Origin of the sequence: Mesorhizobium sp. 1B3, assembly GCF_050958605.1 — a bacterium.
GTDB lineage: Bacteria > Pseudomonadota > Alphaproteobacteria > Rhizobiales > Rhizobiaceae.
The window spans coordinates 465,164-481,325 of the sequence record NZ_JBJHDO010000002.1; the positions used below are offsets into that span (position 1 = coordinate 465,164).

A 16,162-nucleotide genomic window follows, 5' to 3' on the forward strand; every position below is an offset into this window, starting at 1 on the left:
CAGTCTCTTCGCTTTGCCGCCTGTCTCTTTCTCTTTCGGCTGGGGGGACGGACGCCTATTCAGGTTGCGTAGCGATAAGCTTCCATACAGTCTGGGTCGTACTCGCTTGTCGTGACGCCAAGGGGGCTGTTCATGGAAGTTATCCCTTCAGATCACCCAACATTGTCCGGGCTTTATCGTGCCATCTGGCGGAGCACGGCCAGAGAGCAACGGTTCTTGATTTTGTTGTCGGTGATTGTCGCACTCTTGGCTGCGGTCCCATTGAAGTTTCAGCAGCTCATCATCAACAGCATGGTCGAGAGCGCCGATCTCACCAAGCTTGCATGGCTGTGCGCTGGCTTCTTTGCCGCTGTCGCTCTGGCGACATTGCTGAAATTCGCGCTCAACTACCGGCGCATGGTCCTGGGCGAGCGCGCCGTTCACGTCATACGCGACCGCCTCTATTCAAACTATGTGTCCGATAGCGCGGCTACTAAGGACGATCTGCCGACGCGCGGGACATTTGTCGCAATGCTGACACAAGAGGCCGAGGCCGTGGGCTCGTTTGCGGGGATAGCGATATCGACGCCTCTGATGCTTCTGGGTACTCTCGTCAGTGTTCTGGGCTTCATCATGATAAGCCAGCCGCTGCTCGGCATTCTGGCCGTCATCGTGATCGCGCCACAGGCATTCGTTGCAGGCGCCGTGCAAGCGCGCATCAACGGCAGGGTCGGCGAAAGAGTTCAGGCGATGCGCGATGCGACCGACCGGATTTCGGTTGGCCAACTCACGGCGGCCGACCCGATGGTCACCGAGGATTTCGCGCGCATCTTCACCGTGCGGTGCCGGATCTTCTTCCTGAAACAACTCGTCAAACTCATCTTGAGGTCGATCAGCGCCGTTGGGGCAGTCGGGCTTCTGTTCCTGGGAGGGTGGCTTGTCATCAAGGGGCAAACCGATATCGGCACCGTCGTCGCCAGCCTGACCGGGTTGACGAGGATCGAAGGTCCGTGGAGGGAACTGATCGGCTTTTTCCGCAGCGCAAGCACGACCCAAGTGCAGTTCGGAATGTTGCTCAAGGCGATGGTCAGGAAGCCGGCGGTGGTCTGAACGTTTCAGGTACGTGTCCGCGCGTCCTAAAAAAATTGGGCCTGCCGGGCAGTCGACATCAACTCCACCCAGCTTTAGCTGAAAGATTTGTCTGGCACTCCATGATCGACGAGATCGTGGATCAAGAATCTATCCCAAGTACCCCTGTATTTTAGGAAAATCGTCTTGACCGTGAACGCACGGGGAGTGCTCTCAATGTCGTGAAGGAATTTTTGCAAGTTGCTGAAAACGCCTGAATTGTCGGGTTGCGCATAAGTTGTATCCAATACTTGGGACGTAGGGCATATTCTTGGGATTCTCAACTCATCCATCCCCAACTCCGACCGCGTTATAGTCTCTGTGCCGGATGTGCGGCCGGCAGTCGCCGGCGAGAACGTGAGCTAGTGTCGGAGGGAACACATGGCATCGAGTTCTACTCAGAAATTGTCGCTGTTCGCCCTCACCGCTATGGTCGTCGGGTCGATGGTCGGCGCAGGCATTTTCAACCTGCCTGGCCGGTTCGGTGCCGCCACGGGTCCATTCGGCGCGATCATAGCCTGGGCCATTGCGGGAACCGGCATGTACATGCTGGCGCGCGTGTTCCAGGCTCTCGCCGAGAAGCGACCCGACATCGACTCCGGCGTCTTTGCCTATGCCAAGGCTGGTTTCGGCAATTACATGGGTTTCCTTTCAGCCTTCGGATACTGGCTGGGCAGCTGCCTCGGAAACGTCTTCTACTGGGTCCTGATCGGCTCGACGCTGGGCCGCTTCTTTCCTGAGATCTTCGGCGACGGCAGCAGCACAATTGCGATCATCGTGTCGCTGATCGGCATCTGGGCCTTCCACTTCTTGATCCTGCGCGGTGTCGAACAGGCGGCATTCATCAACACCATCGTCACCGTCGCGAAGATCGTACCGATCCTCGTGTTCATCCTCGTGCTTATCTTCTTCTTCAATTATGCCCAGTTCAGCGAGAATTTCTTCGGCGGTGTGGATATGCCGCCAAAGCCGCTGATCGCCCAGGTGCGCGACACCATGCTGATCACCGTATTCGTGTTCCTCGGCATCGAAGGAGCCAGTGTTTATTCACGCTTCGCCAAGGAGCGTTCCGATGTGGGCAAGGCAACGATCCTGGGCTTTGTCGGCGTCACTGGTCTGATGGTGGCGGTCACATTGCTGCCCTACGCAGCGCTTCCGCAATCGGCGATCGCAGCCGTTCAGCAGCCGTCGCTTGCCAGCGTGCTTGAGGCGGTCGTCGGCCATTGGGGAGCGGTCTTCATCTCCATCGGCGTGCTCGTTTCGGTGCTCGGCGCCTATCTCGCCTGGTCACTGATCTGTGCCGAAGTGCTGTTTGCGGCAGCAAAGTCGGACGACATGCCGAGGTTGTTTGCGGCGCAGAACGGCAACAAGGTTCCGGCCAACGCCTTGTGGCTGACGAATATCATCGTGTCCCTGTTCGTCATCTCCACCTACTGGTCCCGAGATGCGTTCAACTTCATGCTCGATATGACGAGCGTCACTGCCCTCCTGCCATATCTGCTCGTCGCCGGTTACGGAATCCTCCTGGCACGGAGTGGCCAGGGTTATGAAACGACCCCGGAGGAACGCGGTCGCGACCAGGTCTTTGCGTGGATAGCCGCTATCTACACGGTCTTCATGTTCATCGCCGCCGGGCTGAAATACGTCCTGCTTGTCGCAGTCCTCTTCGTGCCGGGAACGATCCTATACTTCTGGGCGCGGCGTGAGCAGAAGTTGCAGCTGTTCACCACGGCCGAACTCGTCGTCTTCGCAGTCACCGTGATCGCCGGGCTGATCGGGTTCTACGGACTGATGACCGGCATCATCACCCCTTGAACAGAAAGGCAATGTCATGACAAACGACACCCCTTTGGGCGTTCATTCTGAGGTTGGCCAACTGCGCAAGGTCATGGTCTGCGCGCCGGGCCGCGCCCATCAACGGCTGACCCCGAGCAATTGCGACGCGCTTCTCTTCGACGACGTCCTGTGGGTCGACAATGCAAAGCGCGACCACTTCGATTTCATGACGAAGATGCGCGACCGTGGCGTCGAAGTGGTCGAAATGCACAATCTTCTGGCCGAGACCGTGGCCGTTCCCGAGGCGAAAAAATGGATCCTCGACAACCAGGTCGTTCCGAACCAGATGGGCCTCGGCCTGCTCGACGAGATTCGCTCCTACCTCGAAGGACTGTCGAACCGGGAGCTCGCGGAAACGCTGATCGGGGGCCTTTCCACCTATGAATTTCCCGAAGCCATCGGGGGCGAGCAACTGGAGCTGATCCGCGATGCAGCCGGCGTCACCGAATATCTGCTGCCGCCCTTGCCGAATACCCTCTATACACGCGACACGACTTGCTGGATCTATGGGGGCGTCACCCTCAATGCGCTCTTCTGGCCTGCACGCCACGAGGAGACGATCCTGGCGACGGCGATCTACAAGTTCCATCCCGACTTCGCCGGCAAGGTCAATGTCTGGTGGGGCGACCCGCTGAAAGACCACGGCCTCGCGACCTTCGAGGGCGGCGACGTCATGCCGATCGGCAAGGGCAACGTGCTCGTCGGCATGAGCGAACGCACCTCGCGGCAGGCGATCAGCCAGGTCGCGGCGGCGCTGTTCGAAAAGGGTGTGGCGGAGCGCGTGATCGTGGCGGCCATGCCGAAGCTGCGCGCGGCGATGCATCTCGATACGGTCTTCACCTTCGCCGACCGGGACTGCGTGCTTCTCTATCCGGACATCGTCAACGGCATCGAAGCCTTCTCATATCGCCCGGATGGCAAGGGCGGCCTGGAACTGCACAAGGACAAGGGGTCGTTCGTCGACACTGTCCGCGATGCGCTGGGGCTGAAGAAGATGCGGGTCGTCGAGACCGGCGGCAACGACTACATGCGCGAGCGCACCCAGTGGGACAGCGGCGCCAACCTGGTATGTGCTTCGCCCGGCGTCGTCTTCGCCTATGACCGCAACACCTACACCAACACGCTGCTGCGCAAGGAAGGCATCGAGGTCGTCACGATCATCGGCGCCGAACTCGGCCGTGGTCGTGGCGGTGGCCATTGCATGACCTGCCCAATTATCCGCGACGCCGTCGACTACTGAGCGGGACCGGCCGGCAAGCAAGATGAGACGAGGTGAGTTCATGTCGATCTTCGATGTGGCAGGCGTTGGAGCCTTGCCATCGTTTCTCGCGCTGTTGCTCGCGGGCACTCTTGCGGCTTGCGATTCCGGGGAGACGACGAGCGAGGAGCAGGCGCGTCCGGTCAGGATCATCACCGTCGAGGAAGGCACGCGAAACGAGACGGTGCAACTGGCCGGAACGATCGAGAGCCAGATACAGGTAGACCTCGCCTTCAGGATCGGCGGACGCGTGACCGAGCGCCTCGTCAATGTCGGCGACGCGGTCAAGGCCGGGCAACCGATCGCCCGGCTGGATCCGACCGACGAGGAGAACGCCCTGCGAGCAGCCGAGTCGAGCGTGGTGGCGGCGAATGCGCAGCTTTCCGAAGCGCGGCTCAACTACGGCCGTCAGCGCCATCTCTACGAGCGCCAGATCGTCGCTCGGGCTGCCCTCGACCGTGCCGAGCAGATGCTTACCTCGGCCCAGGCGGCGGCCGATGCAGCGGAGGCTCAACTCGGCATTGCCCGGCGTCGCCTTGACGATACGGCGCTTTATGCTGATGCGCCGGGTGTCGTGACGGTTGTTGGCGCCGAGCCCGGCGAGGTCGTGCAGCCCGGCCGCATGATTGCGCAACTGGCGCGGGATGACGGCAAGGATGCCGTATTCGATGTTCCAGCCGCGATGATATCGGCGAGCCCTCCTGCACCGGAGGTTCTGGTGACATTGTCGATGCCGCCGCGCGCCAGTGCGCAGGGTAGGGTACGCGAGGTCTCGCCCCGGGCGAATACGCAGACCGGTACCTTCCGTGTTCGCGTCGGCCTGATAGATCCGCCTGCGGAAATGCGGCTGGGTTCGACCGTGACCGGCAGCGTGACTTTCGGCAGCAGCGGCGGCATAGAGATTCCGGCGAATGCGCTGACCCGGTCGGAAGGCGAGCCGGCCGTCTGGGTTGTCGATCCCGCAAACAAGACCGTCGCGCTTCGACTGATCGAGATCGGGCGCTTCGCGCCGACGACCGTCGTCGTCTCGAATGGCCTGATGGCCGGGGACATGGTGGTCACGGCGGGCGTCCAGGCCTTGCGGCCTGGCCAGACGGTGCGCTTGCCGGATACCGCCTCATGATCGGCCCGAATCTCTCCGAATGGGCGATCAAGGGCCGCTCTCTCACCATCTATCTGATGGCGGTGGCGCTGATCGCCGGCGTCTTCGCCTTCGCCAATCTGGGTCGCGACGAGGATCCGAGCTTCACCATAAAGACCATGCTCGTCTCGGCTGCCTGGCCCGGCGCGACCATGGAGGAAACCCAGAACCAGCTCACAGACCGTCTCGAGCGCACCCTTCAGGAAACGACGGGCCTGGACGCGCTGCGCTCGATCACAAGGCCGGGCATCGTCACGATCTATGTCGAATTGGACGGCACCTTCCCCCCCGAAGAAGTGGGCAATGTCTGGCAGGAGGTTCGCAACCGCGTCGGTGATATCAGGCACACCTTGCCGCAGGGCGTGGTCGGCCCCTTCTTCAACGACGATTTCGGCGATGTTTTCGGAATCATCTACGGCTTCACGGCCGAAGGTTTCACCCATCGCGATCTGCGCGACGAAGTGGATCGCGTCCGCACCGGGCTCATCCGCGACGTCCCGGCGATCGAAAAAGTGGAGTTTATCGGCGCTCGGGATGAAGAGATCACGATCGAGCTGCTTCCTGACCGGGTCGCGGCGCTCGGCCTGGACTATGGCCAAGTGTTCGCGGCGGTTGCCGCCCAGAACGCGATACGTCCCTCGGGCACGATCAATAGCGGGTTGGAGAATTTGGCGCTCCGGGTTTCCGGCTCGTTCGAGCACGAAACGGACATTCTCGACGTCCCGATAAGCGCGGGCGGACGCATGATACGCCTGGGTGACGTCGCCGAAATCCGCCGCGGGCTGGTCGATCCTCCAAACGCCCTTTTCCACGTCAACGGCAAACCGGCGATCGGGCTCGGCATATCGATGCGCGAAGGTGGTGACGTCCTCCAGCTTGGACGGGAAGTCGGCGCGTCCGTCGATCGCTCCATCGGGGACCTGCCCATCGGCATCGATGCCGTGCTCGTTTCCAATCAGCCGGATGTCGTGACGGTGGCGATCGGTGACTTCACTTCCTCGCTTTACCAGGCCGTGGCGATCATCCTCGTCGTCAGCTTCATAACCCTCGGCGTGAGGCCAGGGGCCGTGGTTGCGATCGCCATACCGGTGACGCTCGCTGCTGTCTTTCTTATCATGCAGACTTTGGGAATCGATCTGCATCGGGTCTCACTGGGCGCGCTGATCATCGCGCTCGCCCTGCTCGTCGACGATGCGATGACGACCGTGGATGCAACCATGCGCGGTCTGGCCAATGGCCAGACGATGGCGGACGCCTCGATTTCCGCCTATTCGAGGCTTGCCGCCCCGATGCTCACCGGCACCCTGATCACGATTGCCGGCTTCGTCCCGATCGGCTTTGCCGAAAGCCAGGCCGGCGAATACACGATCTCGCTGTTCCAGGTTGTCGCCATCGCGCTCCTGACGTCCTGGTTCGTCGCGGTGCTTTTCACCCCGATCCTCAGCTCTTTGCTCCTGAGGCCGCCGAAGCCGGACTCGAAACCAGCCAGCGAGGGAGCGTTGCTGCGCACCTACTCGCGCCTGCTCGAATTCGCCATAAGGTTTCGCTGGCTCACACTTGCCGTAACGGCAGGACTGTTCGCGCTCGCCCTGCTCGGCTTTACGCAGGTCAATCGGCAGTTCTTTCCGCCCTCGGACCGCAACGAACTGATCGTGGACTTCCAGTTGCCTCGCTCGAGTTCGATCTTTGCCAGCGAGACGGCTGTCGGACAAATCGAGACGTGGCTGGCGAAGGACGAGGACGTTGATTTCTGGAGCTCCTATATCGGTCGCAACGTCATTCGTTTTTACCTGCCGCTCGCCATCCTTCCGCCGAGCAATCACCATTCGCAGATTGTCGTGATGGCAAAGGATCTCGAAGCGCGCCAGCGCCTCGAGGACAAGCTGGATACTTTCCTGACCGAGACTTTTCCCGAGGCGATCACGCGAGTGAGCCCGCTCGAAATGGGCCCTCCCATCGGCTGGCCATTGCAATGGCGCTTGAGCGGCCCCGATGTCGAGGTCCTTCGGGATCGGGCCTTTTCACTTGCCGAGGTGATTGCCCGTCACCCCGGATCCGATCGGGTCCATTTCGACTGGATCGAGCCCGCTCGCCAACTCAGGATCGAAATCAATCAGGACCAGGCACGACGTCTCGGGTTGACCAGTCAGGGACTGGCCGCGATCCTGCAGACGGCGGTGTCCGGCGCGCCGGTCACGCAACTGCGGGACGACATCTATCTCGTCAATGTGGTTGCTCGCGCGCACTCCGAGGATCGTATCTCGCTCGACACGCTCTCGACGTTGCAGGTGCCGGTGCCCGGCGGGCGCACGGTCGCGCTGAGCGCGTTCGCGACGTTCGGCTACGAGCAAGAGCAGCCGCTGGTGTGGCGGCGCGATCGCATGCCGACACTCACCGTGCTTGCCGACGTGAAGCCCGGCACGACCCCCGAAGCGGTCGTCGCTGCGGTCGAAGACGACATAGAGGGGCTGAGCGCGGCCCTGCCGAGCGGCTACAGCATCGAACTCGGGGGTACCGCTGAGACCAGTGCGGAGAGCCAACAGGCGGTATTTGCCGTCGTGCCCTTGATGATCTTCATCATGGTCACACTGCTGATGGTTCAGCTGCGCAGCTTTGCTCAGGCCGGAATGGTGGTCGTCCTCCTCCCGCTCGGACTGATCGGGGTCGTGGGTGCGCTCCTGCTGTTCGGCCGGCCGCTGGGCTTCGTGGCGATCCTCGGCATCCTGGCGCTGATCGGCATGATCGCCAAGAACGCCGTCATCCTTCTCGTCCAGATTTCGGATGAACGCGAGGGCGGTCTCGGCGTGCATGACGCGGTCGTAACCGCTGCAACCGGCCGGCTGCGTCCGATCATGCTGACTGCGCTGTCCACCGTGCTCGGCCTCATACCGATCGCGCCTACCTTGTTCTGGGGGCCCATGGCGTTCGCGATCATGGGAGGCCTGCTCGTCGCGACGATGCTGACGCTGGTGCTTCTGCCGGTGCTTTACGTGATCGCATATGGACGCAGCGAACGCGGATCGGGCGCCAGGTCGGACGAGGCGGGCACGACATCGTTCGCCAACGATCGTGCGGAGCCTGAACTGTCGAGGTGATGAGCAGGAGGCAACGATGTCGAACAGCCACGTGCCGGACCAAACATCGCTGTCCCCTCCCACGAGCTTCTTTTTTCTATGGGGCCTGCTGTGGGTCGTCTGGATCATTGCCAATTCATCGCTGGCGTCCGATGTGCTGATCACAGGAGGGCTGGTCGCCTTGCCCATCGCCTATATTTTTTCCAGGCGCGGCACGGCCTGGCAGGAAATCAGGCTTGGCCCTCGAAGCCTGTTTCACTTCATTCTCTATACCGGCGTGTTTTTTCGCGAACTCGTGCGCGCCAACATCAACGTCATGCGATGGGTCTATTCGCCGTGGATCGACATCAGGCCCGGCGTGGTCAGGATCACCACCCGTTTGAAATCTCCTATCGGGCGTCTTGCGCTGGCGAATTCGATTGCGCTGACACCTGGTTCCCTCGTTCTCGACATCGAGGAAGACACGCTTCTCATCCACTGGCTGGATGTTGCGACGACGGACCGCGGTGAAGCCACCGAGATGATCGCCGGACCTTATGAACGGCATCTGGAGAACGTCTTTGGCTGACGTGATGATGAACATCGCAGGCGTTCTGATCGTCTTCAGCATCCTGTTCTGCGTCATCCGCCTGATCATCGGGCGGACCGTCGTCGACCGGGTCGTGGCGATCGACACGCTCACCGTGATCTCGCTCTCGCTGATCGCTCTCTACGCCCATGTTTCGGGACGTTTCATCTATCTCGATGTCGCGTTGGTCTACGGGCTGCTGAGCTTTCTGGCCGTCCTCGCCATTGCGCGCTTCCTGGAGAAGGGACTGTAGGCCGACCGATGCTGGAGCTTTTCGTCATCCTTCTCTGCCTCAGCATCCTTGCCAGCGGCATTCTTGCAGTCTGCCTGAAGAACCTGATGGCTGCCATGGTCAGCGCGGGCCTGGCCAGCCTCTTTGCCGCCGTCTCCTATATTCTGCTGGCCGCACCCGACGTCGCCATGGCCGAGGCGGCAATCGGATCGGGCCTTTCGACGCTCATCTTCCTTTACACGATCCGCCGGACAGGCGGTGGTGGGGAGCCGAATGGCTGAAGCGGTCGGAAGCCTGCTGGCGCTGCTCGGGGCGGTGATCCTTTTTTCCGCGGGCCTCGGCCTGCTTCGCATGCCCGACACGTTCACCCGCATTCAGGCCGGTACCAAGGCATCGACCCTCGGAAACATATTGGTGCTGACGGGACTCGCCTTTTATCACCCGGGCTGGGCCTTCAAGCTGCTCATCATTGCCTATTTCGTGTTGATGACGAATCCGCTGTCGTCCCATGCGCTTTCCCGCGCAGCCTACGGCATTCGAATTCCGATGACGCCTTCCACCGTCAGCGACGCCCGCGAGCACGATTCCAGCGGTGAACGGGGCGGCTCATGATCCGGCGCAGTTTCATCTTGCTGGCGCTTCTGGCTTTCGGGGTAATCTTCGCCGGTTTGGTCGGCGGCTATGACGAACGCCAGGCCTTGACGCCGCTCGCGGGGCGTTACGTGAGCGAGGTGCCGGTGGAGTTGGGTGCGCCCAACGTGATTACCGGCATCCTGATCACGTTCCGCGGTTTCGATACTTTGGGCGAAGTGGCCGTGCTGTTCATGGTCGCGGCAAGCATGGGGCTGCTTTTGGGCGGCCGCGGCCGTGGTGCAGTGGTCACGGAGGCCGAAGAAAGCATCGAGAGGCCGCCGAGCGAGCTGGTACGCAGCGGTGCCGACATCATCATGCCGCTCATCTTCCTGTTCGGCGCTTACGTCATCATGAACGGCCACATATCGGCGGGCGGCGGCTTCCAGGGGGGAGCCGTCGTGGCATCCGGTGTCATGCTGCTGATGATCGCCTTTCCCCGCGCGCCGATCAGCCACGCCGTTCTCAGCACGATAGAGTCCCTGGACGGTGTCCTCTATGTCTGCGCAGGTGTTCTGGGCCTGGTTCTGGCTGGCGGTTTTCTCGACACGCGCTTCCTGCCGCTTGGCCAATTCGGCGCAGTCTTCAGCGCCGGCGCGATCCCTCTCATCTCCGTACTTCTAGGCATCAAGGTCGGCGCCGAGCTCAGCGTGATCATCGATCGCTTTCGTGACTAGGTCGAGAGGAGCTGCTGCGATGATTGATCTCCCGGTTTCCCACATGCTGCTGGCGACAGGGTTCTGCCTGATCCTGATTGGATTGTGGGGCATGCTGACCCATCGCAATATCTTACGTATCGTGATCGGTCTCTCGCTGGTCGACAGCGGCATCCACATCGTGATGGTTTCGACCGGCTATATCACCGGAGGAACAGCGGCGATCTTCGACGAGGCGGTCAGCGTGACGCAAGCAGTCTCCCGCACCGTCGACCCCGTTCCCTCCGCGCTCGTCGTCACCGCCATCGTCATCGGCTTCTCCGTCACGGCCGTCATGCTCGCCTATGCGATCCGGCTCTACGATGCGAGAAAGACTCTATCGATCGAAGCCTTCGCGGAGTCGCGATGGTAGAAGCCCTCTCGCAACCGCTGTATATTTTCATTCTCGGGCTGGGCGGAGGCTTTTTCATTCCGCTGCTTTATCGCATCGGCCGACCGTTGCCTCCGGTCGGCTTTTTCGCCTCGCTCTTCGGCATGACCATCATAAGCGCAGCCTGTTTCGGTTCGCTGCTGAACGGCGCGGCGCCTTTCGAGATCCTGACATCAGGAAGTCTGCCGCCACTCTCGATCAACCTGCGCCTCGGCTGGTGGGAAGGGTTGTTCGCACTCGGCGTGAATGTCGTTGGTGTGCTTGGCGCCTGGCATCTCTGGGACCGCCTGCGGGAGAGCTACGTGGCCATGCTCCTCTACCTTATCCTCATCATGGGGATCAGCGGCATGGTCATGACCCGAGACCTGTTCAATCTTTTCGTATTTCTCGAGATCGTGTCGGTCGCGACCTATGGCCTGTTGGGCCTTGGCCGGACATCCGCCGCCATTGCCGCAAGCTTCAACTACGTGCTCGCGACAGTCATAGCCTCCACTTTCTTCCTGCTCGGGACCGCCCTGCTTTATTACGTAACCGGCGTCCTCAATATCGACGACCTGGTGCAGAATCGCAGCTTCATAACAGGTTCGATCGCGGGGACGGCGTTGCTTCTCGTGCTGTGCTGCCTGCTGATCGAACTCAAGCCCTTTCCGGCAAACGGCTGGGGGATCGATGTCTACGACACGGCACCGAGCGGTGTCGCCGCGCTCGTTTCGGTCGGAGTTTCGGCAGGGATCTTTTTCGCGCTCTTCAAGCTGTTGCCGCTCTTCGGCGATCAGCTCTGGCTCATCGCCATTTCGGGTGGCGTCACATTCCTGTTCTCGAATCTGATCGGCCTTCGCCAGACCCGGGTGCAACGACTGCTCGGCTATTCCTCGATCGCGCAGATGGGACTGCTGGCCTTATCTCTTGGATTGCTGACGGAATTGCGGGCGGACGCCGCGCTGCCGCTCGTCATCGGAGGGTTGTTCATCAACCACCTGTTCGCCAAGGCCGGGCTGTTCTGGCTTGCCGGAGCGGTCAAGCGGGAGGAGGTCGCGGGCTGGTCGGGTCTTGTGCGGAGGCCGTTCACCCTCGCTGTCTTCGCCCTCCTGGTGATCGCGATCGCCGGGCTCCCACCGTTCCCCGGCTTCTGGGCCAAGTGGGAACTGGCCATGCGTCTGGCCGCGGCCGAAAAGCCGGGGTGGATCGCACTCGTGCTGGCGGGCTCTCTGTTGGAAGCTGCCTACATGTTCCGGTGGTTCGGCGTCGCCTTGAGCGAGCCCCGTTCCGGCGAGTTGCCGAAGTTGCCGTGGACGTCCCTGGGTCCGGTCGTTGCTTGCGCCGCGCTGCTGCTTGCTACCGGCTATGTCGCCGCCGGTACGACGGGCGCGGTCTCTTCCTGGCTGTTCGCGCCGCTTTGCGCCGGGGCGGTCCTCTACCTTCTCGACCGGCTGCCGGGACGAGTGAAGACCGTGCTGATGCTTTTCACAGTGTTCGCGGTCGGCACATGGCTGATCGGCCCTGTCACGGGCATCAACCGGCTTTTTGCCGTGCTGCTTCTCATCGGCAGTATCGTCGTGGTCTCCGCAAGCCTTTACCGCACGGATGCCAGGCCTGGTTTCCATCCCCTGATGGCCATGATGCTGATCTCAGTGCCGGCCCTGCTGCGCGCTACGACCAGCCTCGAATTCTTCTACTGCTGGGAGATCATAACGCTCGCCTCGTATTTTCTGATCGCCCAAGGGCGCAATTCCGGGCCGCACATTCAGTGCTTTCTCCTGTTTTCGCTCGGATCGGCATTCCTGCTGCTCGCCGGTTTCGCGCTCGCCGCGGCCGCCAATGGAAGCATCGAGCTCGCCGCTTTCCGTACTGCTGGCCCCGACACCACCGTGGCCGTGCTCCTTCTTGGGATGGGTTTCCTGATCAAGGCGGGCGCGGTCGGCGTTCACGTCTGGTTGCCGGATGCCTATGCCGAAGCCGACGACGACGTCTCGGCGATCCTGTCGTCCGTCATCAGCAAGGTTGCCATTTTCGGTCTGCTCGCCGCGACCTACATGGTCATTCGCTCCGGCCTCGGCCTGAACATGGCCGCCGTGATGGGATGGATCGGACTGATGACGACCTTGGCCGGCGCGCTGATGGCGCTCTACCAGACAGATCTCAAACGCATGCTCGCCTGTTCAAGCATGAGCCAGCTAGGCTACATCGTCACGGCCATCGCTCTCATGAGCCATCTGGGTTGGGTCACGGCCTTCTATCTGGTCGCCAACCATCTGATGGTGAAGGGAATCCTGTTTCTTGCCGCGGCCGGGATCGTCCTGCGCACCGGTACGAGATCCCTGGACGATTTGGGTGGCCTGGCGCGAAACATGCCGTTCAGCTTCTTCACCGTTGCCTTTGCACTCGTCGCCATGTCGGGACTGCCGCCACTCATGGGATTTGGCGGAAAATGGCTGCTTCTCAGCGCAATGACGGACAAAGGCTTGTACGGACAGCTTGTCGTTGGGCTGCTCGTCACGTTCATCGGCTTTCTCTACATGGCGCGCCTGGCGCGGCAGGTATTCCTCGGCCCCCGCAAAATAGAATTCGCCGCAACGACGGAGGCGCCGGTGCTCCTCCTGGTTCCGCAATCGGTGCTCGTTGCCGGCATTTTGGTTCTTTCGTTCTACCCGAAACTTCTGATGGACCCCATCTCGCAGGCCATCGATCCGTATTTCGCCTCGACGCTGGTGTGGGAGGGCATGGCCCTCGAAACCATCTATGGCTATTGGAACCCAGTCCCGGTGATGGCGGCCTCCACGATCGTGGCGCTCGTTCTGTTCTTGGCGACGTGGTTCGTCTACCGGCGGCAGCGTTCGCTCGAGGTCGGAATCGCCGGTGCCGGGAGCTCATCTGCAAACAGAAGGGCGATACTGGCGGCCTGGAGCCGGACAAGCATCTACGAGTTCTATCGGCCGGCGCTCGGGACAGTTCTTACGCCTCTGGCGGCCAGGTTTTGGGACGGCATGTCGGCAGCCGTCAATAGTGCGGGGGAACGGCTCCGCAAGATCTATACCGGAAACGGCCAGACTTACGCGCTCTGCATTCTTTATTATTTCATTGTGCTTCACGTGCTGGATTCGTTAGGGACCGGCAGCCCGTAAGACTGGCGTTGGCTCCCAGTCACTGTTGCGAACCCGCATTCATCGTTGCCGGCAAATGTTCTTGAGTGCCGTTTTCCTGAATCCACCTGTACGAACAGATTGCCAGCTTTCGTGGTGTAAGCCAGTCGACACAATCTTTAGTTCCACTGAGCACATATATTTAGCGAAAATGAAACTTCTTGTGTAAAAAAACGAGGTGGGCTCTCGGGGAGCTTGGGTCATCGTACGAGGACAAGTTTGGCCCAATTCGAACAAGATTACCGCGGCGGGCGAGACGGCGAGTGGTTGAATGTGCTGCCACTGAGCCCGGACGAGGCGAAAAAGTGCAAAGCCGTAAGCTTCCCATTTCGGACCCGTCAGTTCCGAGATGAAGATAGAAGAAATAGCCTTTCACGAACCCGAACGGTCGACATTATCGAAAGATTTCGGGTCGTACGGGGGACTGGCAGAGCCTGCATCGACGGGCTGCGCGGCGTCGTGGATAGCCCATCGGATTATTGGTGCCTCGTCGTTTCTCCTTGCCGGACAGCCGGTTCCATCCTGGCGGAAGAAAGGCCGGCGGGGCTCTATGAATTGTATTTCCAGCCGCTGAGCCGCTGCGATGAAGGCGCTTTCGGTGCTGCGTCCGTCCTGATGGTGCTCTTTCCGGCTGAAATGTTCGTCGAATACTCAGCGGCCATGGAAAAGGTCCGCTTCCGGGTTCCGGATACGGGGCTCGGGGCTCTCCTCGTGGATTACATGCTGCTCCTTGAACAGCGTCTGCCGACCCTGAGCGAAGACGAGCTGCGGCCGCTCCTAAGCGCGACGAGGGTGTTGATCGGCGCATGCCTGGGGGGCAAGTCCCACAGCGACGAGGAACCCGGCCAAAGGCGCCACGGCTCGCGCATGCAACGCGCGCACGAGCTTATCCGGGAAAATCTGCATTCGCCGACTTTCGGAGAGGCAGATATCCGGCGTACCCTGGGGATATCGCGGTCGAGCCTCTATCGACTCTTCAATTCTTTGGGCGGCGTGAAGCGTTGCATCCAGCGCGAGCGCCTTGCACAGGCGCGCACACTGCTTGCCGACCCGGTCAACGAAAAACCCATCTTCAAGATCGCGGAAGAGCTCTGTTTTTGCGACGCCTCCAGCTTCAGCCGCGCGTTCAGGAACGAGTTCGGTATCAGCCCCCGAGCCGTTCGGAACCATTGCGACAACTATGGCCGACCGCTTGTCAGGCATATACGGCCCAAAATCGGAGATTCTTGATGAACAAACTCATCGGACTGGCCGCAATCGTCCTCGGCTTTCTGGCGACAGCCGCAGGCTACAGGTATAGCGCACCGGGATATTACGCGGGTGGGATCGCGCTTGTCCTGATCGGATTGATCTTCCTGGTGCTGAAGATCGCTCGTCGCAACCAGAATTGAGATAGCTGGGAGTCGCGGCCGGCGACAACAGGCACGAGTCGTTCACTTTCTTGAACCGTCGGATGTAGTCGGGTAGGGGATGCGCTGGTGGGCACGGCTGGCGTGCTCCGGCATATTTCATCCGACCGCTTGCACGCCTCGGCGTAGTCTATGTCTTGAGCGGTTCAAGGAGATGGGATGTCCAAGGCGACACGGGCGACCAAAATACTCGAGCAGGCGGGAGTCGCGTTTACCGTTCATGCCTACGACTACGATCCCAATGCCGACCACATCGGTCTTCATGCGGCCGAAGCGCTACGCGAACCGCCGGAACGAGTGCTCAAGACCCTGATGGCGCTGGTCGATGGCAAGCCCGTCTGCGTGATCGTGCCTTCCAACCGCGATGTGTCGATGAAGAAGCTGGCGGCCGCGTTCGGTGGAAAATCGGCGGAAATGATGAAACCTGCCGCTGCCGAGCGGATCTCCGGCTACAAGGTCGGGGGCATAAGCCCCTTCGGCCAGACGCGAAAACTACCGAGCGCGATCGAGGCGCAAGCGTTGGCTCAAGATCTGGTGTACGTCAATGGAGGTCAGCGCGGACTCCAGGTTCGGCTGAGGCCGCAGGACATAGTCGCTCTGCTTGATTCCGTCGTGTCGGCTGTCGTCGCATAGGCGCTTCGCGGCGGGAGCGGCATCCAGTGCCCCTTGCGCGTGACGCTT

At 61.1% G+C, this 16,162-nt stretch carries 15 protein-coding genes; all 15 read left to right on the forward strand.

Features of this window, described 5'->3' with window-relative positions; translation table 11 throughout:
* Window positions 1-132 precede the first annotated feature (132 nt).
* The 15 genes from ACCO56_RS07285 (at window position 133) to ybaK (ending at window position 16,114) form a co-directional block, all read left to right on the forward strand.
* Window positions 133-1,089 carry an ABC transporter transmembrane domain-containing protein gene (locus ACCO56_RS07285; RefSeq protein WP_433639102.1) on the forward strand — a complete coding sequence of 319 codons (957 nt, stop codon included), beginning with the start codon at window positions 133-135 and terminating at the stop codon, window positions 1,087-1,089.
* Between the two features lie 399 nt (window positions 1,090-1,488).
* Window positions 1,489-2,922, forward strand: a complete 1,434-nt coding sequence (locus ACCO56_RS07290) for a basic amino acid/polyamine antiporter (RefSeq protein WP_433639105.1) — start codon at window positions 1,489-1,491, stop codon at window positions 2,920-2,922.
* Window positions 2,923-2,938: 16 nt separating this feature from the next.
* On the forward strand, window positions 2,939-4,183 hold the full coding sequence (locus ACCO56_RS07295) for an arginine deiminase (protein WP_433639107.1): 1,245 nt from the start codon (window positions 2,939-2,941) through the stop codon (window positions 4,181-4,183).
* A gap of 40 nt (window positions 4,184-4,223) precedes the next feature.
* Window positions 4,224-5,324 (forward strand): efflux RND transporter periplasmic adaptor subunit, encoded by a 1,101-nt coding sequence (locus ACCO56_RS07300; RefSeq protein ID WP_433639109.1) that lies wholly within the window; start codon window positions 4,224-4,226, stop codon window positions 5,322-5,324.
* The gene (locus tag ACCO56_RS07305) at window positions 5,321-8,437 is read left to right on the forward strand and encodes an efflux RND transporter permease subunit (RefSeq protein WP_433639112.1); all 3,117 of its coding nucleotides are present in this window, start codon (window positions 5,321-5,323) and stop codon (window positions 8,435-8,437) included. Before ACCO56_RS07300 ends, ACCO56_RS07305 begins: the two co-directional genes overlap by 4 nt.
* Before the next feature lie 16 nt (window positions 8,438-8,453).
* A complete protein-coding gene (locus ACCO56_RS07310) occupies window positions 8,454-8,984 on the forward strand; it encodes a Na+/H+ antiporter subunit E (RefSeq protein WP_433639114.1) in 531 nt (176 codons plus the stop codon).
* A 1-nt stretch (window position 8,985) separates the two neighbouring features.
* Window positions 8,986-9,237, forward strand: a complete 252-nt coding sequence (locus tag ACCO56_RS07315) for a monovalent cation/H+ antiporter complex subunit F (protein WP_433639801.1) — start codon at window positions 8,986-8,988, stop codon at window positions 9,235-9,237.
* An 8-nt stretch (window positions 9,238-9,245) separates the two neighbouring features.
* Complete coding sequence (locus ACCO56_RS07320) at window positions 9,246-9,497, forward strand: Na(+)/H(+) antiporter subunit B (protein ID WP_433639116.1); 252 nt, start codon at window positions 9,246-9,248, stop codon at window positions 9,495-9,497.
* Window positions 9,490-9,828, forward strand: coding sequence for a monovalent cation/H(+) antiporter subunit G (mnhG, locus tag ACCO56_RS07325; RefSeq protein ID WP_433639118.1), 339 nt, complete (start codon window positions 9,490-9,492; stop codon window positions 9,826-9,828). The genes ACCO56_RS07320 and mnhG overlap by 8 nt, the downstream gene beginning before the upstream one ends.
* Complete coding sequence (mbhE, locus tag ACCO56_RS07330) at window positions 9,825-10,523, forward strand: hydrogen gas-evolving membrane-bound hydrogenase subunit E (protein WP_433639121.1); 699 nt, start codon at window positions 9,825-9,827, stop codon at window positions 10,521-10,523. The genes mnhG and mbhE overlap by 4 nt, the downstream gene beginning before the upstream one ends.
* 19 nt (window positions 10,524-10,542) lie before the next feature.
* Window positions 10,543-10,914: a sodium:proton antiporter gene (locus ACCO56_RS07335; protein WP_433639123.1), complete on the forward strand. Its 372-nt coding sequence runs from the start codon at window positions 10,543-10,545 to the stop codon at window positions 10,912-10,914.
* Window positions 10,908-14,054, forward strand: a complete 3,147-nt coding sequence (locus ACCO56_RS07340) for a complex I subunit 5 family protein (RefSeq protein ID WP_433639126.1) — start codon at window positions 10,908-10,910, stop codon at window positions 14,052-14,054. The genes ACCO56_RS07335 and ACCO56_RS07340 overlap by 7 nt, the downstream gene beginning before the upstream one ends.
* 477 nt (window positions 14,055-14,531) lie before the next feature.
* Window positions 14,532-15,302: a helix-turn-helix transcriptional regulator gene (locus ACCO56_RS07345; RefSeq protein ID WP_433639129.1), complete on the forward strand. Its 771-nt coding sequence runs from the start codon at window positions 14,532-14,534 to the stop codon at window positions 15,300-15,302.
* Window positions 15,302-15,463 (forward strand): hypothetical protein, encoded by a 162-nt coding sequence (locus ACCO56_RS07350; RefSeq protein WP_433639131.1) that lies wholly within the window; start codon window positions 15,302-15,304, stop codon window positions 15,461-15,463. Before ACCO56_RS07345 ends, ACCO56_RS07350 begins: the two co-directional genes overlap by 1 nt.
* 177 nt (window positions 15,464-15,640) lie before the next feature.
* On the forward strand, window positions 15,641-16,114 hold the full coding sequence (gene ybaK / locus ACCO56_RS07355; RefSeq protein WP_433639133.1) for a Cys-tRNA(Pro) deacylase: 474 nt from the start codon (window positions 15,641-15,643) through the stop codon (window positions 16,112-16,114).
* Window positions 16,115-16,162 lie beyond the last annotated feature (48 nt).

Excerpts from the sequence above, each read along its gene's own strand:
- ACCO56_RS07335 (WP_433639123.1), top strand. The coding sequence starts at position 10,543 with ATGATTGATCTCCCGGTTTCCCACATGCTGCTGGCGACAGGGTTCTGC.
- ACCO56_RS07290 (WP_433639105.1), top strand. The coding sequence starts at position 1,489 with ATGGCATCGAGTTCTACTCAGAAATTGTCGCTGTTCGCCCTCACCGCT.
- mbhE (WP_433639121.1), top strand. The coding sequence starts at position 9,825 with ATGATCCGGCGCAGTTTCATCTTGCTGGCGCTTCTGGCTTTCGGGGTA.
- ACCO56_RS07350 (WP_433639131.1), top strand. The coding sequence starts at position 15,302 with ATGAACAAACTCATCGGACTGGCCGCAATCGTCCTCGGCTTTCTGGCG.
- ACCO56_RS07310 (WP_433639114.1), top strand. The coding sequence starts at position 8,454 with ATGTCGAACAGCCACGTGCCGGACCAAACATCGCTGTCCCCTCCCACG.
- ybaK (WP_433639133.1), top strand. The coding sequence starts at position 15,641 with ATGTCCAAGGCGACACGGGCGACCAAAATACTCGAGCAGGCGGGAGTC.
- ACCO56_RS07285 (WP_433639102.1), top strand. The coding sequence starts at position 133 with ATGGAAGTTATCCCTTCAGATCACCCAACATTGTCCGGGCTTTATCGT.
- ACCO56_RS07340 (WP_433639126.1), top strand. The coding sequence starts at position 10,908 with ATGGTAGAAGCCCTCTCGCAACCGCTGTATATTTTCATTCTCGGGCTG.
- ACCO56_RS07320 (WP_433639116.1), top strand. The coding sequence starts at position 9,246 with ATGCTGGAGCTTTTCGTCATCCTTCTCTGCCTCAGCATCCTTGCCAGC.
- ACCO56_RS07300 (WP_433639109.1), top strand. The coding sequence starts at position 4,224 with ATGTCGATCTTCGATGTGGCAGGCGTTGGAGCCTTGCCATCGTTTCTC.
- ACCO56_RS07295 (WP_433639107.1), top strand. The coding sequence starts at position 2,939 with ATGACAAACGACACCCCTTTGGGCGTTCATTCTGAGGTTGGCCAACTG.
- ACCO56_RS07305 (WP_433639112.1), top strand. The coding sequence starts at position 5,321 with ATGATCGGCCCGAATCTCTCCGAATGGGCGATCAAGGGCCGCTCTCTC.
- mnhG (WP_433639118.1), top strand. The coding sequence starts at position 9,490 with ATGGCTGAAGCGGTCGGAAGCCTGCTGGCGCTGCTCGGGGCGGTGATC.